Source organism: Microbacterium sp. (assembly GCF_047971895.1).
Classification (GTDB): Bacteria; Actinomycetota; Actinomycetes; order Actinomycetales; family Microbacteriaceae; genus Microbacterium.
In genome coordinates this window covers 1-16,242 of the sequence record NZ_JBKEAF010000126.1, presented here as the reverse complement: position 1 = coordinate 16,242, position 16,242 = coordinate 1, and the positions used below count along the sequence as shown (strand labels likewise).

The following is a 16,242-nucleotide window of genomic DNA, read 5'->3' as shown; positions in this document are numbered from 1 at the left end:
TCGTGGCATCCCGCCCCACCGCGCTCACGCGCGCACCGGCCGCGACCAGCGCTCCGGCGGCCGCGCGCCCGCTCGCGCTCGTCGCTCCCGCGACGACCACGACCCGGCCGGCGAGCTCAGGCATTTCGCCCTGTGATTCCCGAGGTCGGGGCACTAACGTCGCGCATCTTCTTCTCCAGCGCCTCGAAGAACATCGACAGCGGGAACTCGTCGTCCAGCACCGCGTCGGTGTACCCGCGGGGCGGCCCGGCGAGCACGTCGTCGGGCAGGCCGCGCGCCCACTGCGACGCCGGGTTCGGTGTCACCGTCGCGCTGACGAGCTCGTACGCGGCGAGCCAGTGCGCGGTCTTCGGGCGGTCGATCGAGCGCCAGTACAGTTCGTCGATCCGCTCACCGAGGGCGATGACGGCCGCGGGCACGTCGGCCCAGTCGAACGTGAGCTGCGTGTCGGTCCAGTGCAGCACGCCGCGCTCATGCAGCCACGCGAACAGCAGCTGACCGCCGAGTCCGTCGTAGTTGCGCACGCGCGAGCCGGTGATCGCGAACCGGAAGATGCGGTCGAAGATCACGGCGTACTGCACGAGCTTCGCCTGCGCGAGCGTCTCGGCCTCGACCTCCGACAGCGCATCCGCTCCCTGCGCCTGTCGAAGGGCGCTCAGCCGGTTCTCGATCTCGACGCACTCACGGAACGCGGTGAGGTCGCAGCGCAGCTCTTCCAGCGAGTACAGGAAGTACGGCATCCGCTGCTTGATCATGAACGGATCGAACGGCAGGTCGCCGCGCATATGCGTGCGGTCGTGGATGAGGTCCCACATCACGAACGTCTTCTCGGTGAGGGCCTGATCGTCGAGCATCGCGGCGGCCTCGGCCGGCAGGTCGAGACGGGTGATCTCGGATGCCGTGCGCACCGCACGCCGGTAGCGCGCCGCCTCACGGTCCTGGAAGATCGCGCCCCACGTGAAGGCCGGGATCTCACGCATCGCCACCGTCTCGGGGAACAGCACCGCCGAGTTCGTGTCGTAGCCGGGTGTGAAGTCGATCAGCCGCAGGCTGAGGAACAGCGTGTTCGTGTACTCGGTCTCGAGCTCGGCGATGAACTCGGGCCAGATCGCCTCGACGATCAGCGCCTCGACGAAACGGTTCGACGAGCCGTTCTGGGTGTACATCGGAAAGACGACGAGATGACGGATGCCGTCGGCCCGGTGCCGCTGCGGCTGGAACGCCACCAGCGAGTCGTAGAAGTCGGGCACGCCGAAGCCGCTGTCGGCCCAGCGCTGGAAGTCGCGAATGGATGCCTCGAGGTACTCGGCATCGTGTGGGAACCGTGGCGCGAGTTCGGCGATGGCCGGGGTGATCGTATCGACCAGCGCCCGCGCGTCGGCATGCCCGTCCCGCACCGACCCGTCTTGCACCTGCAGCTCCTGCAGCGCGGTGGCGGCGTCCTTCAGTCGCAGCCATGCGGGGGAGTGTTCGACGCTCTCCGCGAGCCGAGCCTGTGACTCCGGCCCCCGAGCCTGTGACTCCGGCCCCCGAGCCTGCCGAGGGGCGTGCGTCACGTTCATGCGAACCTCCGATCGTCGAAATGTGCGCTATACCGGAAAGTTTCCAGCTATGAGCACCAACTACCGATATTCTTCCATCTATGGATGATCCTGTCGATCTCGCAATCGTGACCGAGATCTCCCGCGATGCGCGCGCGACGCTCGCCGACATCTCCGGCGCCGTCGGGCTGTCGGTGTCGGCCGTGCAGGCGCGGCTGCGCCGCCTCGAGAGCACGGGCGTCATCGCGGGCTACCGGGCGCTGCTCGACCCCGAGGCTGTCGGCACGCCGCTGTCGGCGTTCATCGAGATCACCCCGCTCGACCCGGGTCAGCCCGACGATGCACCCGAGCGCCTCGAGCACCTCACGGCGATCGAGGCGTGCCATTCGATCGCAGGCGAGGCCAGTTACATGCTCTTCGTGCGGGTCGAGACGCCGCGCGCGCTCGAGGTGCTGATCCGCGACATCCGCTCGGCCGCGTCGGTCAACACGCGCACGACGGTCGTGCTGCAGACCTTCTTCGAGCACCGCCCCGTGCTCCCTGCCGCCTCGACACCCTGACCAATATGTTCTAAAGTACTGCTGAGTACTTGTCTTACGGTATGGAAGATGTGTGCTGCGCCATCCACGCTGCGCTTCATCCCTGACCGCATCCCCGAACCCGCAGGCGACGTCGACCGGCCACCGTTCTGGCGTGGCCATCCGAACCGTCAATCGTGCTGCGGGAAACCCAGGTTCAGCCCGCCGTGCGAGGGGTCGAGCCATCGCGATGTGACGGCCTTCTCCTGCGTGAAGAACGCGAAGCCGTGTGCACCGTAGGCCTTCACATCGCCGAAGTGCGACGCCTTGAACCCGCCGAATGAGTGGTACGCGACAGGCACCGGGATCGGTACGTTGATGCCGACCATGCCGACCGTCACCTCGTTCTGGAACCGCCGGGCCGCACCGCCGTCGTTGGTGAAGATCGCCGTGCCGTTGCCGTACGGGCTCGAGTTGATGATGTCGACGCCGTGCTCGTACCCGTCCACCCGCACGATCGAGAGCACCGGGCCGAAGATCTCATCGGCATAGACCGGCGACGTCACCGGCACGCGGTCGATCAGGGTGGGACCGAGCCAGAAACCCTCGGCGGCGCCGTCGGCCGCGACATCCCGCCCGTCGACGACCACGGTCGCCCCGTCGCCGGGTGCGCGCTCGATGTATCCAGCCACCTTGTCGCGGTGCTGCGCCGTGATGAGCGGCCCCATGTCGCAGCCGCGCGTGCCGTCGCCGGTGCGCAGCGTCGCCATGCGCTCGGTCACCTTCGTCACCAGCTCGTCGGCGACGGCGTCGACCGCGAGCACCACCGAGATCGCCATGCAGCGCTCGCCCGCCGAGCCGAAGCCTGCGTTCACGCACGCGTCGGCGGCGAGGTCGAGGTCGGCATCGGGCAGCACCAGCATGTGGTTCTTCGCGCCGCCGAACGCCTGCACGCGCTTTCCGGCGCGGGTGCCGTTCTCGTACACGTACTGGGCGATGGGGGTCGAGCCGACGAACGATATCGAGCGGATGTCGGGATGCTGCAGCAGCGCGTCGACCGACTCCTTGTCGCCGTGCACCACGTTGAACACGCCGTCGGGCAGCCCCGCCTCGCGGAACAGCTCGGCCATCCAGTTCGCCGCGCTCGGATCCTTCTCGCTCGGCTTGAGCACCACCGTGTTGCCGGCGGCGATCGCCACCGCGAAGAACCACAGCGGCACCATCGCCGGAAAGTTGAACGGGCTGATGATGCCGACCACGCCCAGCGGCTGGCGCACCGTGTACACGTCGACGCCCGTCGAGGCGTTCTCGGTGTACTCGCCCTTGGTGAGCGCACCGACGCCGCACGCGAGCTCGACGACCTCGAGCCCCCGGGCGATCTCGCCGAGCGCGTCAGAGAGCACCTTGCCGTGCTCGGCCGTGATGATCGCGGCCAGCTCGTCCTTGCGGGCGTTGAGCAGCTCGCGGAACGCGAACATCACTGCGGTGCGCTTGGCGACGCTGGCGCCGCCCCAGCTCTCGAAGGCGGTGGATGCCGCGGCGACGGCGTGGTCGACATCGGCGGGGCTCGCCAGGCGCACCTGCCGCGCGACCGTTCCGAGCGCGGGGTTGTAGACGGGGGTGGTGCGGTCGGAGGCGCCGCGCCATGCGGCCCCAGCGATCCAGTGCTCGACGACGGTGTCGGTCATTGTGTGTCCTCTCGTGAGTGCGCCGCGTCGTGCGCGGGCGCATGCGTCCAGTTTGCGCCAGATCGGATGCCGCAGCCACCGCGATCGATAGGCTGTCTGGACCCGACCAGGAGGAACCCCACAGATGCGCGTTCTCGTCACCAGCTCTCGAAACCCGTTCGCCCTCGACATCATCAGAAAGCTGGGCAGTGCCGGGCATGTGGTCGTCGCCAGCGACACCTACGGCGGAGCGATCGGCAATCACTCGCGGTACGTGCATGCGCACGCCGTCACCGCGTCGCCCACGTTCGCGACGGACCAGTTCATCGCCGATGTGGTCGCCATCGTCGAAGAGCACGACATCGAGGTGATCCTCCCCAGCTTCGAGGAGGCGTTCTACCTCGCCGCGCGCGCACACGACCTGCCCGAGGGAGTGACGCTGTTCACCGGTGCGTTCGCAGAGCTCGCCCGGCTGCACGACAAGGCCAGCTTCCAGCGCCTCGTCGAGCAGGCCGGCGTGCCGATCCCGGAGACGATCGTCGCGACCGACGACGCATCGCTGCGGGCCGCGATCGAGAAGTTCCCGCGGTACTTCGCGCGTGCGGCGTTCTCGCGCGGCGGTGTCGCACTGCTCACGAACACGGGTCCGCTCGCCGACCACATGTCGGTCGACGACTGCCACCCCACACCCGAGCAGCCCTGGCTCGTGCAGCCGTTCGTCGACGGCCCCATGGTGTGCACCTACAGCACCGTCGTCGATGGGCGCATCACCGCGCACTGCACCTATCGGGCCCCCGAGCAGTGGGCGCACAGCACCGGCATCGCCTTTCTCGGCGTCGACAGCACGAAGACGCTCGAGTACGTGCAGAAGCTCGTCGACGCCCTCGACTCCGGCTACACCGGCCAGCTCTCGTTCGACTGGGTCGATCACGACGGCGAGCTGTACGCGATCGAGTGCAACCCTCGTCCCACCAACGGGGTCATCCTGCTCGAGACCGACGAGCTCGTGGCGGGCCTCACCGGCACGGCCGAGACTCCGGCCGTGGTGCAGCCGGGCGTGGAGCGCGAGATCAAGCTCGCCGTCGTCGCCGACGCCTTCACCGAGCCGCTCAGTCATCTGAAGACGTCGCTGCACGACATCATCCATGTGCGCAACGTCGGCAGCGGCTGGCACGACGGCATCGCGATGATGTGGTCTCCGGCCTCGCTCGTGCACGGGGCGAAGCTCGCGCGCGGGCACCACGAGGCGGTGCTGGAGGCGCTGGGCGGCGACATCGTGTGGAACGGCGAGCCGATCGACGGCATGAGCGATGCGGACGCCGAGGCCCTCGAGGCGGTGCACGCCCAGCGCGTCTGACGCGCGTCACCTGTCCAGTTGCAGGCGCTGCACGGTGCGCAGCAGAGCGGGGAGCCGCGCCGCGAGGCCGCGCCGCGGCATCCGGCTCATCCGCTCCGCCTCGCCGGGCAGACGATGCTGCTCACCGGTCACCAGCCGTTCGATCGCGTGCAGCAGCGCGAGCGGGTGCGACTCCAGCGCGCTGTGCCCGTTCTCGATCTCGACATACACGCCCGCCCGCGCGGTCGCGGCGACGCGGTGGGCGATGGTGGTCGGGGTGCGCAGGTCGCGGTCGCCGGCCAGCAGCACCATCGGCCAGGCGAAACCCGGGGTGGCGCCGGGCAGGTCGAACGGCTCGCCCGCGAACGCCGGGAAGCGGGCTGCGAGCGGCTGGTAGACGAGCGCCGGGTCGAGTGGCAGCCCGTCCGGGGCTGCCCCGTAGTGCAGCTCGCGGAAGGCGATCGCCCCGACCCGGCCGAACTCGTAGACGGCGGCGACATCGGCGATCGACTCCCCGCGACCGGCGTACGCGTCGAGCATCGTGAACACCGCATCCGGGCGCCGCTGCAGTCGGCGCCGCAGCAGCGGGCGGAGCATCCGCATCCCGCCGAGCTCGTAGGCGGCGCGCACGACACCCAGCAGCTGTCGCTCGTCGTCCCCCGACGCGACGAGGCGCCGCACCGCGCTCGCCTCCGCGGTGTCGGCGTTCCAGAACAGCGCGCGAATGAGGTCGCGCTCGAGGGCGAGATGATCGGTCGACTGCAGTGCCGAGTCGAGCAGCATCCCGGCGACGCGATCGGGATGCCGCACCCCGAAGCCCGACGCGAGATAGCTGCCGTACGACGACCCCACGACATGGGCGGAGTGCACCCCCTCGCGGTCGAGTACCGCCGCGAGGTCGTCGAGCACGTCGGTCACCCGCATCGCGTCGAACGGCAGGTCGACACCTCGGGTGTCGGTGCGGGAGAGCCCGACGCCTCGATGCTCCACCATGATGACGTCGAGACCCTGCCGTGCCGCCCGCCGGCGCAGTCCGCGATACGGCAGCACCGAGGCGAGCCCCGGCCCGCCGGGGATCAGCAGGATCGGGATGCCGGCGGTCGGCCCCGTGCGCACGTACGCCAGGTCGAACTCCGGCGTCGTGGCGGTCGCCGGCCGGCGTACGCGCCGGAGCCCGTGCGTGCGTACGGCCGTGGCGCGCAGCAACCGGTCGTTTGCTCGCCCCACGGTGCCACAGCCTACCGCTTCGCGGTGACGTGCTCGCGCAGGGCGGGGATGACCGTCTCGCCGTAGACGCGCAGCGTCTCCTCCTTGCTGTCGTGCTGCAGGTAGCCGGCGAACTGCGTGACGCCGAGGTCCTTGAGTCGCCTCAGCTTCTCGATGTGCGCCTCGGCGGGCCCCAGCACGCAGAACCGGTCGACGATCTCGTCGGGCACGAAGTCGACGTGGTCGTTGTCGGCCTTGCCGTGCGTGTTGTAGTCGTACCCTTCACGCCCCGCGATGTAGTCGGTCAGCGCCTCGGGTACGACATCGCCGTCGCCATACTTGGCGACGATGTCGGCGACGTGGTTGCCGACCATGCCGCCGAACCACCGGCACTGCTCGCGCATGTGCGCCATGTCGTCGCCGATGTACATGGGTGCGGCCACGCAGAAGGCGAGCGCGTCGGGGTCGCGGCCGGCGGCGGCCGCGGCATCCTTCACCGTCCTGATCATCCACTCCGCGATGTCGACGTCCGCCAGCTGCAGGATGAACCCGTCGCCGACCTCGCCAGCCAGCTTCAGCGCGAGCGGCCCGTATGCGGCGACCCACACCTCGAGCGACGACCCGTGGCTCCACGGGAACTGCAGGGTCGCACCGTTGTACTCCGCGGTACGCGAGTTGCCCAGTTCGCGGATCACGTGGATCGCCTCGCGCAGCTCGCGCAGCGTCGTGGGCGTGCCACCGGTCACCCGCACGGCCGAGTCGCCCCGGCCGATGCCGCAGACCGTGCGGTTGCCGTACATCTCGTTGAGGGTGGCGAAGACGGATGCCGTGACGGTCCAGTCCCGCGTGGCCGGATTCGTCACGAACGGGCCGACGGTCACACGATGCGTGTTCGCGAGGATCGCCGAGTGGATGACGTACGGCTCCTGCCACAGCAGGTGCGAGTCGAACGTCCACACGTGGCTGAAGCCGTGCGCCTCAGCCAGCTGCGACAGCTGCACCACGCGTGCCGCGGGCGGGTTGGTCTGCAGGACGACGCCGAAGTCCATGCTCACACCAGGTACTGCGAGACGCCACGGCGGACGAACCGGCCGTCGCCGGGCCGCCCGCGGTACTCGCCGTCGTCGACGATGACCCGTCCGCGCGAGAGCACCGTGTCGACGTGCCCGTCGATCTCGAAGCCCTCCCAGGCGGCGTGGTCCATGTTCATGTGGTGGGTCTTGTCCACGCCGATCGAGGTGTGCCCGTCGGGATCGTAGATGACGATGTCGCCGTCGGCGCCGGGTTGGATGACGCCCTTGCGGCCGTACATGCCGAACATGCGCGCGGGCGTCGTGCTGGTCAGCTCCACCCACCGCTCCAGCGACAGCTCGCCGGTGACCACGCCCTGGTAGAGCAGGTTCATGCGGTGCTCGACCGACCCGATGCCGTTCGGGATGGCACGGAAGTCGCCGATACCGAGCTCTTTCTGGTCCTTCATGCAGAACGGGCAGTGGTCGGTCGACACCATCTGCAGGTCGTTCGTGCGCAGCGCCTGCCACATGCTGTCCTGGTGGCCCTCGGCGCGCGAGCGCAGCGGCGTGGAGCACACCCACTTGGCCCCCTCGAACGTGCCCCACTGGTCGCTTGAGGCGCCCAGCTGCTCTTCGAGCGACAGATACAGGTACTGCGGGCACGTCTCGCCGAACACGTTCTTGCCGTCGTCGCGCGCCCACGCGATCTGCGCGGCCGCCTGCTTGGCGCTCACGTGCACGACGTACAGCGGCGCGCCGGTGACATCCGCCAGCATGATCGCGCGGTGCGTCGCCTCCTCTTCGAGCTGCCAGGCCCGCGCGACGCCGTGATAGTACGGGTCGGTCTTGCCCGCGGCGACCAGCTGCTCGGCGAGCACGTCGATCGCCGGGCCGTTCTCGGCGTGCATCATCGTCATGAGCCCCGTCTCGGCCGACACCTGCATGGCCCTGAGCACCTGCGCGTCATCGGAGTAGAACACACCCGGGTACGCCATGAAGAGCTTGAAGCTCGACACCCCCTCGTCGAGCAGCCCCCGCATCGCGGACAGCGAGTCGTCGTCGACGCCGCCGACGATCTGATGGAACCCGTAGTCGACCGCGCAGTTGCCCGCGGCCAGCTCGTGCCAGTGCGCCAGGCCGTCCTGTACGCGCTCGCCGTAGCGCTGGATCGCGAAGTCGACGATGGTCGTCGTGCCTCCCCAGGCCGCCGCGCGTGTGCCCGTCTCGAAGGTGTCGGATGCCTCGGTGCCCCCGAACGGCATCTGCATATGCGTGTGCGCGTCGATGCCGCCGGGGATGACCAGCCTGCCGGTGGCGTCGATGACGGTGTCGACGGATGCCTTCAGGTCGCTGCCGAGCAGTTGCGAACCCGGTGCGAGCACCGCCTGGATGGTCTCGCCGTCGATGAGCACGTCGGCCTCGCCGCGGCCCGTGGCCGAGACGACGGTGCCGCCGGTGATGAGGGTCGTGGTCATGGGGCGACGATCCCCTCGTACGTGTCGGGCCGGCGATCGCGGTAGAACTGCCAGTCGTCGCGCATCTGCTGCACCATGTCCATGTCGAGGTCGCGCACGAGCACCTCCTCGTGCTCGCTCGAGCCGCGCGCACCGACGAAGTCCCCCCGCGGATCGATGACCTGGCTCGTGCCGTAGAAGGCCACGGCATCCTCTCCGTACTCGTTGTCTTCGCGCCCGACCCGGTTCGGCTGCAGCACGAAGTACCCGTTCGCCACCGCTGCGGCGGGGCCCTCCACCTCCCACAGGCGGTTGCTGAGCCCCGGTTTGGTCGCGTTCGGATTGAACACCATGTGCGCCCCCGCCAGGCCCAGCTCGCGCCACCCCTCGGGGAAGTGCCGGTCGTAGCAGATGTACATGCCGACCCGGCCGACCGCCGTCTCCCACACCGGGTAGCCGAGGTTGCCGGGGCGGAAGTAGAACTTCTCCCAGAACTTCTCCAGATGCGGCAGGTGGTTCTTGCGGTAGGTGCCGAGCACGCTGCCGTCGGCGTCGACCAGCACCGACGTGTTGTAGTAAACGCCGGTCTGCGCCTCCTCGTAGATCGGCAGCACGAGGACCATGCCGAGCTCCTTGGCGACCGACGCGAATCGCTGCACGATCGGGCCGTCGGCCGACTCGGCGAAGCGGTAGTACTTCTGGTCCTGGGTGATGCCGAAGTAGGGGCCGTAGAAGAGCTCCTGAAAGCTCATCGCCTGGGCGCCCTGAGCCGCGGCATCCCGCGCGAACTGCTCGTGCTTGTCGAGCATCGACTCTTTGTCGCCGGTCCAGGTGGTCTGGCTGATGGCCGCTTTCACCGTCGTCACTTGTGCCTCCGTTGGCTCACGCGCTTGTTGCAGTGACCCCACAGTTCCAGAACGTCGCGATTCCGTAAAGGGGGTCTGATGCTCCTCTACGTCGAGCGGCGGTGAGGATGCGCCGCCAGCCCGCGGCGCCTCCTGGCGCACCGTGGTTCACGGGGCCTCTGCAGCGTTGCGTTCGGGCAGGTCGTGTGCCCACGTGGGAGCGAGCACGCGCAGGCGTGCGGCACGCCACTGCCACACGCCCCACAGGAGCGGCCACAGCAGCGGAGCCGCTGCGCCGCCGATCACGAGCCGGTCGCGCCACAGCGTGCGCTCCGGGTGGTGCGGCGACGGGGAGACGGCGATCTGGTGGTCCCAGACATCCAGCGCCGCGAGCGGACCGGAGATCGGGATGCCGGCATCGCGGAGCACCCGCACCGGCTCGCCGTCGCGCGGGTCGGTCAGCGTCAGATCGCCGGGGTGGATGAGCTGCCGACCGAGGGGAAGGATGCTCGCCAGTCGCAGCTGTACGCCCACGGCGCCGTCGACCCCCACCGACGGTGATGCCCAACTCGTCGCCAGACCGGCCGGGTCGAGCGGATCGAGGTCGACGATCGGGCCGTACAGCTCGGCCACGGCGCGCGGGGAGTGCAGCGCACGCCACGCCGCATCGACGTCGCAGCCGATCTCGAGCTTCAGCAGAATCCGCATGCGCCCAGTCTTCCACTCGGGCGCTGACCCGGCGTGCACGGAGACGCGTACGCTGGCGGGATGCCGCACCCCTTCGACCAACATCGCTATCAGGTGCGTGTCGAGTGGGGTGCTGCCGGGCTCGCGCGGCTGGCCGGTGCCGACATCGTCGTGGTCGTCGACGTGCTGCGGTTCTCAACGACGGTGACCGACGCGGTCGCCCGCGGCGACAGCGTGGCCATGGCCGAGTTGCACGCTGTGTCGATCAACGGTGCGGCGGTCACCGCGGCCGCGGTCGGCCGTGAGCCGGCGCCACTCGTGCTGCTCGGATGCCTGCGCAACGCGACCGCCGTCGCCCGTGCCGTGCTCGCCGAGCAGCAGCGTCGCGGCGCGCGGACGAGTATCGCGGTGATCGCCTGCGGTGAGTTCGGCGCGGGTGAACCGCGGTTCGCCGTGGAGGATCAGCTCGGCGCGGGCGCGATCATCGATGCGCTCGCAGCGCTCGGGCTCGACCATTCCTCACCGGAGGCGGCCGGGGCCGGTGAGGCCTTCCGCGGGCTGCGGGGCGGGCTGCGACACCTGCTGGCCGCCAGCGGATCGGGGCAGGAGCTCATCGAACGCGGCCTGCACGACGAGGTGCTGTGCGCGGCCGAGCTGGATGCCACCTCCACCGTGCCCGTGCTGTGCGGAGGGGTCTTCAAGGCTCTGTGACCCGTCGGCTCACCGCGGGGTCATGGCCGCGAGCCGGGTGGAGCGGCTGATCTCACGCCGCGTCCATGTGAGCGTGAACTGGGCGTCGAACCGCGGCGCGCACTGCGCGCACGAGGTCGCTCGTGTGGGTCGGCGGTGCCGGTAGACGACGTGTCCGCTCGGGCAGTGCCCGACCCACGGCGCCAGCTCGGTCGCCGTCTCGCCGTGATGGGTCGTGCCGCCGACGTATCCGAGGTCGCGGGCGATCGTCTTCCACGCAGCCCCGTGCCCGGTGCCGGGACCGGCAAGCGCGTGTGCGACCTCGTGCAGCAGGGTCTGATGGTTCGTGTCGTCGTCGTAGCGGGCCGCGAGGTACCGCGAGAGAGAGATTCGTCGGCGCTGGAAGTCGCACAGTCCGGCGCGGCGCTTCGCGTTGTCGAACCCGAACGACCACGAGTCGTCGAGATGAAGGCGGATCAGTGCGTCGGCCCAACCGCGCACACGGTGCAGATCAGACATGCAGCGAGACGAGAACGTATCCCCGACACTCACCCGGCGGCGGCCGGCAAGAACCGGCGCCGGTCGGCGGCGTCGATCGCGAGCAGCGTCGACTCGAGCTGATCGTCGGGCACCCCGTGCTCCTGACGCAGGAACAGCGCGCGCGTGAAGTCGGCGCGGGCCTGCTCGAAATCGCCGCGGTCGTAGTGCACCTTGCCGCGATGCTGGTAGGCGAACGCGGCGATACCCGGCCACTCCTGGCCCTCGGCCTCCTCGGCGCACGTGGTGAGCTCATGCTCTGCGGCGGCGTATGCGCCGCGGAACTGCTGCACCGACGCGTGCAGAATGCGTGCCCGCAGCAGATCCTTGCGGGTGCCGGCCATGCGCGCGACGCGCACCGCCTCCTCCGCCAGCACCAGCGAGTCCTCGAGCCGGTCCAGCACCTTCAGCAGCCACACCCGTTCGAGCAGTGCGGGCAGGCTGCGCTGCTCGCCGATCTCGTCGAGCCGGTCCATGCACTCACGGGTGTCGACCGTCTCACGCAAGGTGTCGGGGTCGTAGCCCTTGATGAAACTCACCGTCGCTCCCTCCGCTCGCCGTACAGTCTGCCCCGGCCATGGCGTTCCGCGGCCGTGGCACGCCGGGCACCGGCATCCATCCCGCCGGTCAGCGCTCGAAAAGGGATGCCGTGGGCCGCGGCGACGGCGTGGCATCCGCATCCGTCGCCGGGCGCGACCCGCGCACCAGCTCATCGAGCTCGGCGCCGTGCGCCACCTTCGCCGGGTGCGGGCCGGCGGCCATCAGCCGCGGCAGCAGCGCGGTCGGCAAGGGCGCCGCCGACGCCGCGATGACGAGGTTGCCGAACCGGCGCCCCTTGAGCACCTGCACCTCGGCCAGCACGACGACGTGGGCCAGCACCTCGCGCACCGTCGCGATCTGGCGTCGCGCATACGCGAGCCCGCCGCCGTCGGCCACGTTCACCAGCAGTACGCCGTCGGGCGCGAGCAGCGCCGCGGCATCGGTGTAGAACTCGATGGTGGTGAGGTGGGCCGGGGTCTGGGCGCCCGAATAGACGTCCGAGACGAGCAGGTCGACCCGTCCGCGCAGGGCGTCTGGCAGCCGTGCGAGGCGCTCACGGGCATCGCCGATGCGCGTGCGGATCGCCGCTCGCCGCGGCAGCGGCAGATGCTCCCGCACCAGCTCGATCAGAGCGGGCTCGAGCTCGATGACCTGCTGGCGCGAACCGGGGCGTGTCGCCTCGACGTAGCGGGGCAGGGTGAGGGCCCCAGCGCCCAGGTGCACGGCGGTGAGGGGCTGCCCCGGCATCCGCAGTCCGTCGATCACCGCGCCCATGCGCGCGACGTACTCGAAGTGCAGGTGGGTGGGATCGCCCGGGTCGACGTGCGACTGCGGGGTGCCGTCGACCTCGAGCTCGAAGCCGCCGGCGAACCGCGACGGCACGATGCGCGCGACGGTCCCGTCCGACAGGCGGGCCCGCGGGGCGTCGTCGGGCTCGAGGTGCGCACGCGCCATCCCCCCACCGTACTCACCCCGGCTACCGTGGGGGCATGGCGACCATCGACCTCAATGCCGACCTCGGCGAGACGGTCGACGGCGTGCCGACCGCCGACGACGAGGCGATGTTCGCCGTCGTCTCCAGCGCGAGCGTCGCCTGTGGCGGGCATGCCGGCGACGATGCGTCGATGCGCGCGGCGGTCGCCCGCGCGTCGCGGTTCGGGGTGGCGCTGGGGGCGCATCCGTCCTTCCCCGACCGCGCGGGCTTCGGTCGCACCGCGCTCGCGATCGACCCGGCCTCGCTGCGCGTCGAGGTCGCGGCGCAGCTCGCCGCGCTGGAGGCGGCGGGCGCCGGTATCCGTTACGTGAAACCGCATGGCGCGCTCTATCACGCCGCTGGCGCGCGACCTGCCGTCGCACGCGCCGTCACGGCGGCGGTCGCCGACCTGGCGACCCGGCGCGGTCGCGCGGTGCCGGTGCTGGGTCTGGGCGACGCGCTCGCCGATGCGGCCGCCGCGGCGGGGCTGCCGTTCGTGCGAGAGGCTTTCCTCGACCGCGGGTACCTGCCCGACGGAACCCTCGTGCCGCGCACCGACCCCGGCGCCCTGCTCGACGATCCGCAGCGCGTGGCCGAGCGCGCCGTGCTGCTCGCATGCGAGGGCGTGGTCGACACGGTCGACGGGTCCCGCATCGAGGCGCGCGCGGCCTCACTGTGCGTACACGGCGACTCGCCGTCGGCGGTCGCCATGGCCCGGGCGGTGCGTGCGGCGCTGGATGCCGCCGGCGTCGAGGTGCGCGCGCCGTGGTGAGCCCCGCGCGCATCCTGCCGATGGGCGAGCGCGCCCTGCTGGTCGAGGTGGCCGCGCTCGACGAGGTGCTGGCACTGCACGGCCGGCTCGAGGCATCCCGCCCGCCCGGAGTGGTCGAGCTGGTGCCGGCTGCGCGCACGGTGCTGGTGTGCCTCGACCCGGACGTGCTGGCACTCTCGGCCGCGCGGTCGTGGATCGAGCGCTCCGGCGCGGCTCGGGGGCGGCGTGTGGATGCCTCCGGCCCTCGCGTCGAGCTGCCGATCGCCTACGACGGCCCCGATCTGGCCGACACCGCGGCGCTGCTGGGCGTCGACGTCGACGAGCTCGTGCGCCGCCACCGCGACGCGGAGTGGACGGTCGCCTTCACGGGCTTCGCGCCCGGTTTCGGGTACCTGGTCAGCGACGGCTGGCGGTTCGACGTGCCCCGGCTGGGCACGCCCCGCACCCGTGTGCCCCCGGGTGCCGTGGGCCTGGCCGCCGGGTTCACGGGGGCGTACCCGCGGGAGACCCCCGGCGGGTGGCGCCTGATCGGCACGACGCCCGCCCCGCTGTGGCGGCCGGGCGCCGAGCCCCCAGCGCTGCTCGCCCCCGGCACGCGCGTGCAGTTCGTCGAGGAGTCGTCCCCTGCGCGCGGGTCTTCGCGGCATCCGCTGCACGGGTCGGTGGCGCGTGCGCCGCGAACAGGCGCGGAGCGCAGCGACGCCGTGCGCGTGACGCAGCCCGGTCTGCTGGCGACCGTGCAGGACCTCGGACGTCCGGGGCGCGCGGCGGAGGGCGTCGCACGGTCGGGTGCCCTCGACCGCGGTGCGCTGCGCACGGCGAACCGGCTCGTCGGCAACGACGAGCGCGCCGCGGGCATCGAGGTGACGATGGGCGGCCTCCGTGCCGTCGCCGAGCGCGACCTGTGGGTCGCCGTCGCCGGTGGCTGGGGGCCGATCCGCATCGACGGGGAGGCGATCGACCCGTACGGCGCCGCGCGGTGGCCGGCCGGCACCGAGCTGCACGTCGACTGGCTCGCCCGCGGCGCTCGCAGCTACCTCGCCGTGCGCGGCGGCATCGACACCGAGGTGGTCGCCGGGGCGCGCGCCGCCGACCTCATGGCCGGTCTCGGCCACGCTCCGCTGGCTGCGGGCGACGTGCTGCCGGTGGGCGTCGCCGACGCGCCGATCCCGCCCGCCGACCTCGCCCCTTGGGGGCCGCCCGACGACGCCGAGCTCGAGCTCGAACTGGCGCCGGGGCCCCGTGCCGACTGGTTCCCGGCCGACGCGCAGCGCCTCCTGTTCGAGGCGCGGTGGGTCGTCACGAACGACGCCGACCGTGTCGGGATGCGCTTGGACGGCCCGGCGCTCGACCGCACGCGCGACGGCGAGCTGCCCAGCGAGGGCATGGTGCCGGGGGCGCTGCAGGTGCCGCCCGGTGGGCGCCCGACGATCCTCCTCGCCGATGGCCCGGTGACCGGCGGATACCCGGTGATCGCGGTGGTGGCGGATGCCTCGCTCGACGCGCTCGCGCAGGCCCGGCCGGGCACCGGCATCCGCTTCCGACATGCGCGCCCGGTGCTCTGACGCGCGGTTATACCCGACGGGATGGCCATCGTCAAGCAGCGAGTGGACACGGCGCGTCATCACGGGTATAGTTGCTAGTTGCGCTCTTGGATTCCCCCTGCCTTCATATGGTGGTCGGCTGTGGCTGCGCTCCCTCATCGGCATCGATGAGGTGTGACGCGCAGGTTTCGGGGAGGAGAGAGCCCGCCACCCACGACAAGGAACCTAGCCCCGCCCGGGCTTACGGAGGTAACCCCCTTGGCTGCTGCGCCCAACGCAATAACCACCACCCTCAAGAACGGACGCGGAGCATCGCGACTTTCGTTCGCCAAGATCTCTGACACGTTGACGGTCCCCGACCTTCTCGCGCTGCAGACCGAGTCGTTCGACTGGCTCGTCGGCAACGACGCGTGGAAGGAGCGCCTGGCTGCCGCGCAGGCCGCCGGTCGCACCGACATCGCCGAGATCAGCGGCCTGGAGGAGATCTTCGAAGAGATCTCGCCGATCGAAGACCTCAGCGAGACGATGCAGCTGAGCTTCACCAACCCCTATCTCGAGCCCGAGAAGTACTCCATCGAGGAGTGCAAGGAGCGCGGCAAGACGTACGCGGCCCCGCTGTACGTCGAGGCCGAGTTCATGAACCACCAGACCGGTGAGATCAAGACCCAGACGGTCTTCATGGGCGACTTCCCGCTGCAGACCAGCAAGGGCACGTTCATCATCAACGGCACCGAGCGCGTCGTCGTGTCGCAGCTGGTGCGCAGCCCCGGCGTGTACTTCGACCGTGTCGCCGACAAGACCAGCGACAAGGACATCGTCTCGGCCCGCATCATCCCGAGCCGCGGCGCGTGGCTCGAGTTCGAGATCGACAAGCGCGACCAGGTCGGCGTGCGCATCGACCGCAAGCGCAAGCAGTCCG

At 70.7% G+C, this 16,242-nt stretch carries 15 protein-coding genes and 1 pseudogene; 6 read left to right on the top strand and 10 right to left on the bottom strand.

Features of this window, described 5'->3' with window-relative positions:
* Positions 1-116 precede the first annotated feature (116 nt).
* Positions 117-1,562, bottom strand: coding sequence for a DUF6421 family protein (locus ACK5IN_RS09970; protein ID WP_416896036.1), 1,446 nt, complete (start codon positions 1,560-1,562; stop codon positions 117-119).
* Between the two features lie 80 nt (positions 1,563-1,642).
* Here ACK5IN_RS09970 and ACK5IN_RS09965 point away from each other — a divergent pair, with 80 nt between their 5' ends.
* On the top strand, positions 1,643-2,101 hold the full coding sequence (locus ACK5IN_RS09965) for an Lrp/AsnC family transcriptional regulator (RefSeq protein ID WP_416896035.1): 459 nt from the start codon (positions 1,643-1,645) through the stop codon (positions 2,099-2,101).
* 149 nt (positions 2,102-2,250) lie between these two features.
* On the opposite strand, the gene ACK5IN_RS09960 is transcribed toward ACK5IN_RS09965, so the two are convergent.
* Positions 2,251-3,747, bottom strand: coding sequence for a CoA-acylating methylmalonate-semialdehyde dehydrogenase (locus ACK5IN_RS09960; protein ID WP_416896034.1), 1,497 nt, complete (start codon positions 3,745-3,747; stop codon positions 2,251-2,253).
* 124 nt (positions 3,748-3,871) lie between these two features.
* Between ACK5IN_RS09960 and ACK5IN_RS09955 the strand changes: the two genes are divergently transcribed.
* Positions 3,872-5,083 carry a carbamoyl-phosphate synthase large subunit gene (locus ACK5IN_RS09955; protein ID WP_416896033.1) on the top strand — a complete coding sequence of 404 codons (1,212 nt, stop codon included), beginning with the start codon at positions 3,872-3,874 and terminating at the stop codon, positions 5,081-5,083.
* Between the two features lie 6 nt (positions 5,084-5,089).
* On the opposite strand, the gene ACK5IN_RS09950 is transcribed toward ACK5IN_RS09955, so the two are convergent.
* The 5 genes from ACK5IN_RS09950 to ACK5IN_RS09930 all read right to left on the bottom strand — a co-directional run bounded on the left by ACK5IN_RS09950 (position 5,090) and on the right by ACK5IN_RS09930 (position 10,288).
* Entirely contained in the window at positions 5,090-6,289 is a 1,200-nt protein-coding gene (locus tag ACK5IN_RS09950; protein ID WP_416896032.1) for an alpha/beta fold hydrolase, read from the bottom strand.
* Between the two features lie 11 nt (positions 6,290-6,300).
* Entirely contained in the window at positions 6,301-7,317 is a 1,017-nt protein-coding gene (locus ACK5IN_RS09945) for a TIGR03842 family LLM class F420-dependent oxidoreductase (protein ID WP_416896037.1), read from the bottom strand.
* A gap of 2 nt (positions 7,318-7,319) precedes the next feature.
* On the bottom strand, positions 7,320-8,756 hold the full coding sequence (hydA, locus tag ACK5IN_RS09940) for a dihydropyrimidinase (protein WP_416896031.1): 1,437 nt from the start codon (positions 8,754-8,756) through the stop codon (positions 7,320-7,322).
* Complete coding sequence (locus ACK5IN_RS09935; protein ID WP_416896030.1) at positions 8,753-9,601, bottom strand: nitrilase-related carbon-nitrogen hydrolase; 849 nt, start codon at positions 9,599-9,601, stop codon at positions 8,753-8,755. Before ACK5IN_RS09935 ends, hydA begins: the two co-directional genes overlap by 4 nt.
* 147 nt (positions 9,602-9,748) lie before the next feature.
* Positions 9,749-10,288 carry a hypothetical protein gene (locus ACK5IN_RS09930; protein ID WP_416896029.1) on the bottom strand — a complete coding sequence of 180 codons (540 nt, stop codon included), beginning with the start codon at positions 10,286-10,288 and terminating at the stop codon, positions 9,749-9,751.
* A gap of 60 nt (positions 10,289-10,348) precedes the next feature.
* On the opposite strand from ACK5IN_RS09930, the gene ACK5IN_RS09925 reads away from it, so the two are divergent.
* Positions 10,349-10,978, top strand: coding sequence for a 2-phosphosulfolactate phosphatase (locus tag ACK5IN_RS09925; RefSeq protein WP_416896028.1), 630 nt, complete (start codon positions 10,349-10,351; stop codon positions 10,976-10,978).
* Positions 10,979-10,987: 9 nt separating this feature from the next.
* Here ACK5IN_RS09925 and ACK5IN_RS09920 read toward each other — a convergent pair whose 3' ends face one another.
* From ACK5IN_RS09920 to ACK5IN_RS09910, 3 genes are all read right to left on the bottom strand, one after another.
* The gene (locus tag ACK5IN_RS09920; RefSeq protein ID WP_416896027.1) at positions 10,988-11,476 is read right to left on the bottom strand and encodes a SprT-like domain-containing protein; all 489 of its coding nucleotides are present in this window, start codon (positions 11,474-11,476) and stop codon (positions 10,988-10,990) included.
* 29 nt (positions 11,477-11,505) lie between these two features.
* A complete protein-coding gene (locus tag ACK5IN_RS09915; RefSeq protein WP_416896026.1) occupies positions 11,506-12,033 on the bottom strand; it encodes a hypothetical protein in 528 nt (175 codons plus the stop codon).
* Positions 12,034-12,121: 88 nt separating this feature from the next.
* Entirely contained in the window at positions 12,122-12,988 is an 867-nt protein-coding gene (locus tag ACK5IN_RS09910) for a spermidine synthase (protein ID WP_416896025.1), read from the bottom strand.
* A 35-nt stretch (positions 12,989-13,023) separates the two neighbouring features.
* Here ACK5IN_RS09910 and pxpA point away from each other — a divergent pair, with 35 nt between their 5' ends.
* The 3 genes and pseudogenes from pxpA to ACK5IN_RS09895 form a co-directional block, all read left to right on the top strand.
* Positions 13,024-13,779, top strand: a complete 756-nt coding sequence (gene pxpA / locus ACK5IN_RS09905) for a 5-oxoprolinase subunit PxpA (RefSeq protein WP_416896024.1) — start codon at positions 13,024-13,026, stop codon at positions 13,777-13,779.
* A complete protein-coding gene (locus ACK5IN_RS09900) occupies positions 13,773-15,344 on the top strand; it encodes a 5-oxoprolinase/urea amidolyase family protein (protein WP_416896023.1) in 1,572 nt (523 codons plus the stop codon). The genes pxpA and ACK5IN_RS09900 overlap by 7 nt, the downstream gene beginning before the upstream one ends.
* Before the next feature lie 237 nt (positions 15,345-15,581).
* Positions 15,582-16,242, top strand: a pseudogene (locus ACK5IN_RS09895) (DNA-directed RNA polymerase subunit beta); the annotation flags it as partial.

What these genes read in the sequence shown, in the direction of transcription:
- ACK5IN_RS09970 (WP_416896036.1), bottom strand. Translation starts at nt 1,562, where the DNA reads ATGAACGTGACGCACGCCCCTCGGCAGGCTCGGGGGCCGGAGTCACAG.
- ACK5IN_RS09965 (WP_416896035.1), top strand. Translation starts at nt 1,643, where the DNA reads ATGGATGATCCTGTCGATCTCGCAATCGTGACCGAGATCTCCCGCGAT.
- ACK5IN_RS09960 (WP_416896034.1), bottom strand. Translation starts at nt 3,747, where the DNA reads ATGACCGACACCGTCGTCGAGCACTGGATCGCTGGGGCCGCATGGCGC.
- ACK5IN_RS09955 (WP_416896033.1), top strand. Translation starts at nt 3,872, where the DNA reads ATGCGCGTTCTCGTCACCAGCTCTCGAAACCCGTTCGCCCTCGACATC.
- ACK5IN_RS09945 (WP_416896037.1), bottom strand. Translation starts at nt 7,317, where the DNA reads ATGGACTTCGGCGTCGTCCTGCAGACCAACCCGCCCGCGGCACGCGTG.
- hydA (WP_416896031.1), bottom strand. Translation starts at nt 8,756, where the DNA reads ATGACCACGACCCTCATCACCGGCGGCACCGTCGTCTCGGCCACGGGC.
- ACK5IN_RS09930 (WP_416896029.1), bottom strand. Translation starts at nt 10,288, where the DNA reads ATGCGGATTCTGCTGAAGCTCGAGATCGGCTGCGACGTCGATGCGGCG.
- ACK5IN_RS09925 (WP_416896028.1), top strand. Translation starts at nt 10,349, where the DNA reads ATGCCGCACCCCTTCGACCAACATCGCTATCAGGTGCGTGTCGAGTGG.
- ACK5IN_RS09920 (WP_416896027.1), bottom strand. Translation starts at nt 11,476, where the DNA reads ATGTCTGATCTGCACCGTGTGCGCGGTTGGGCCGACGCACTGATCCGC.
- ACK5IN_RS09910 (WP_416896025.1), bottom strand. Translation starts at nt 12,988, where the DNA reads ATGGCGCGTGCGCACCTCGAGCCCGACGACGCCCCGCGGGCCCGCCTG.
- pxpA (WP_416896024.1), top strand. Translation starts at nt 13,024, where the DNA reads ATGGCGACCATCGACCTCAATGCCGACCTCGGCGAGACGGTCGACGGC.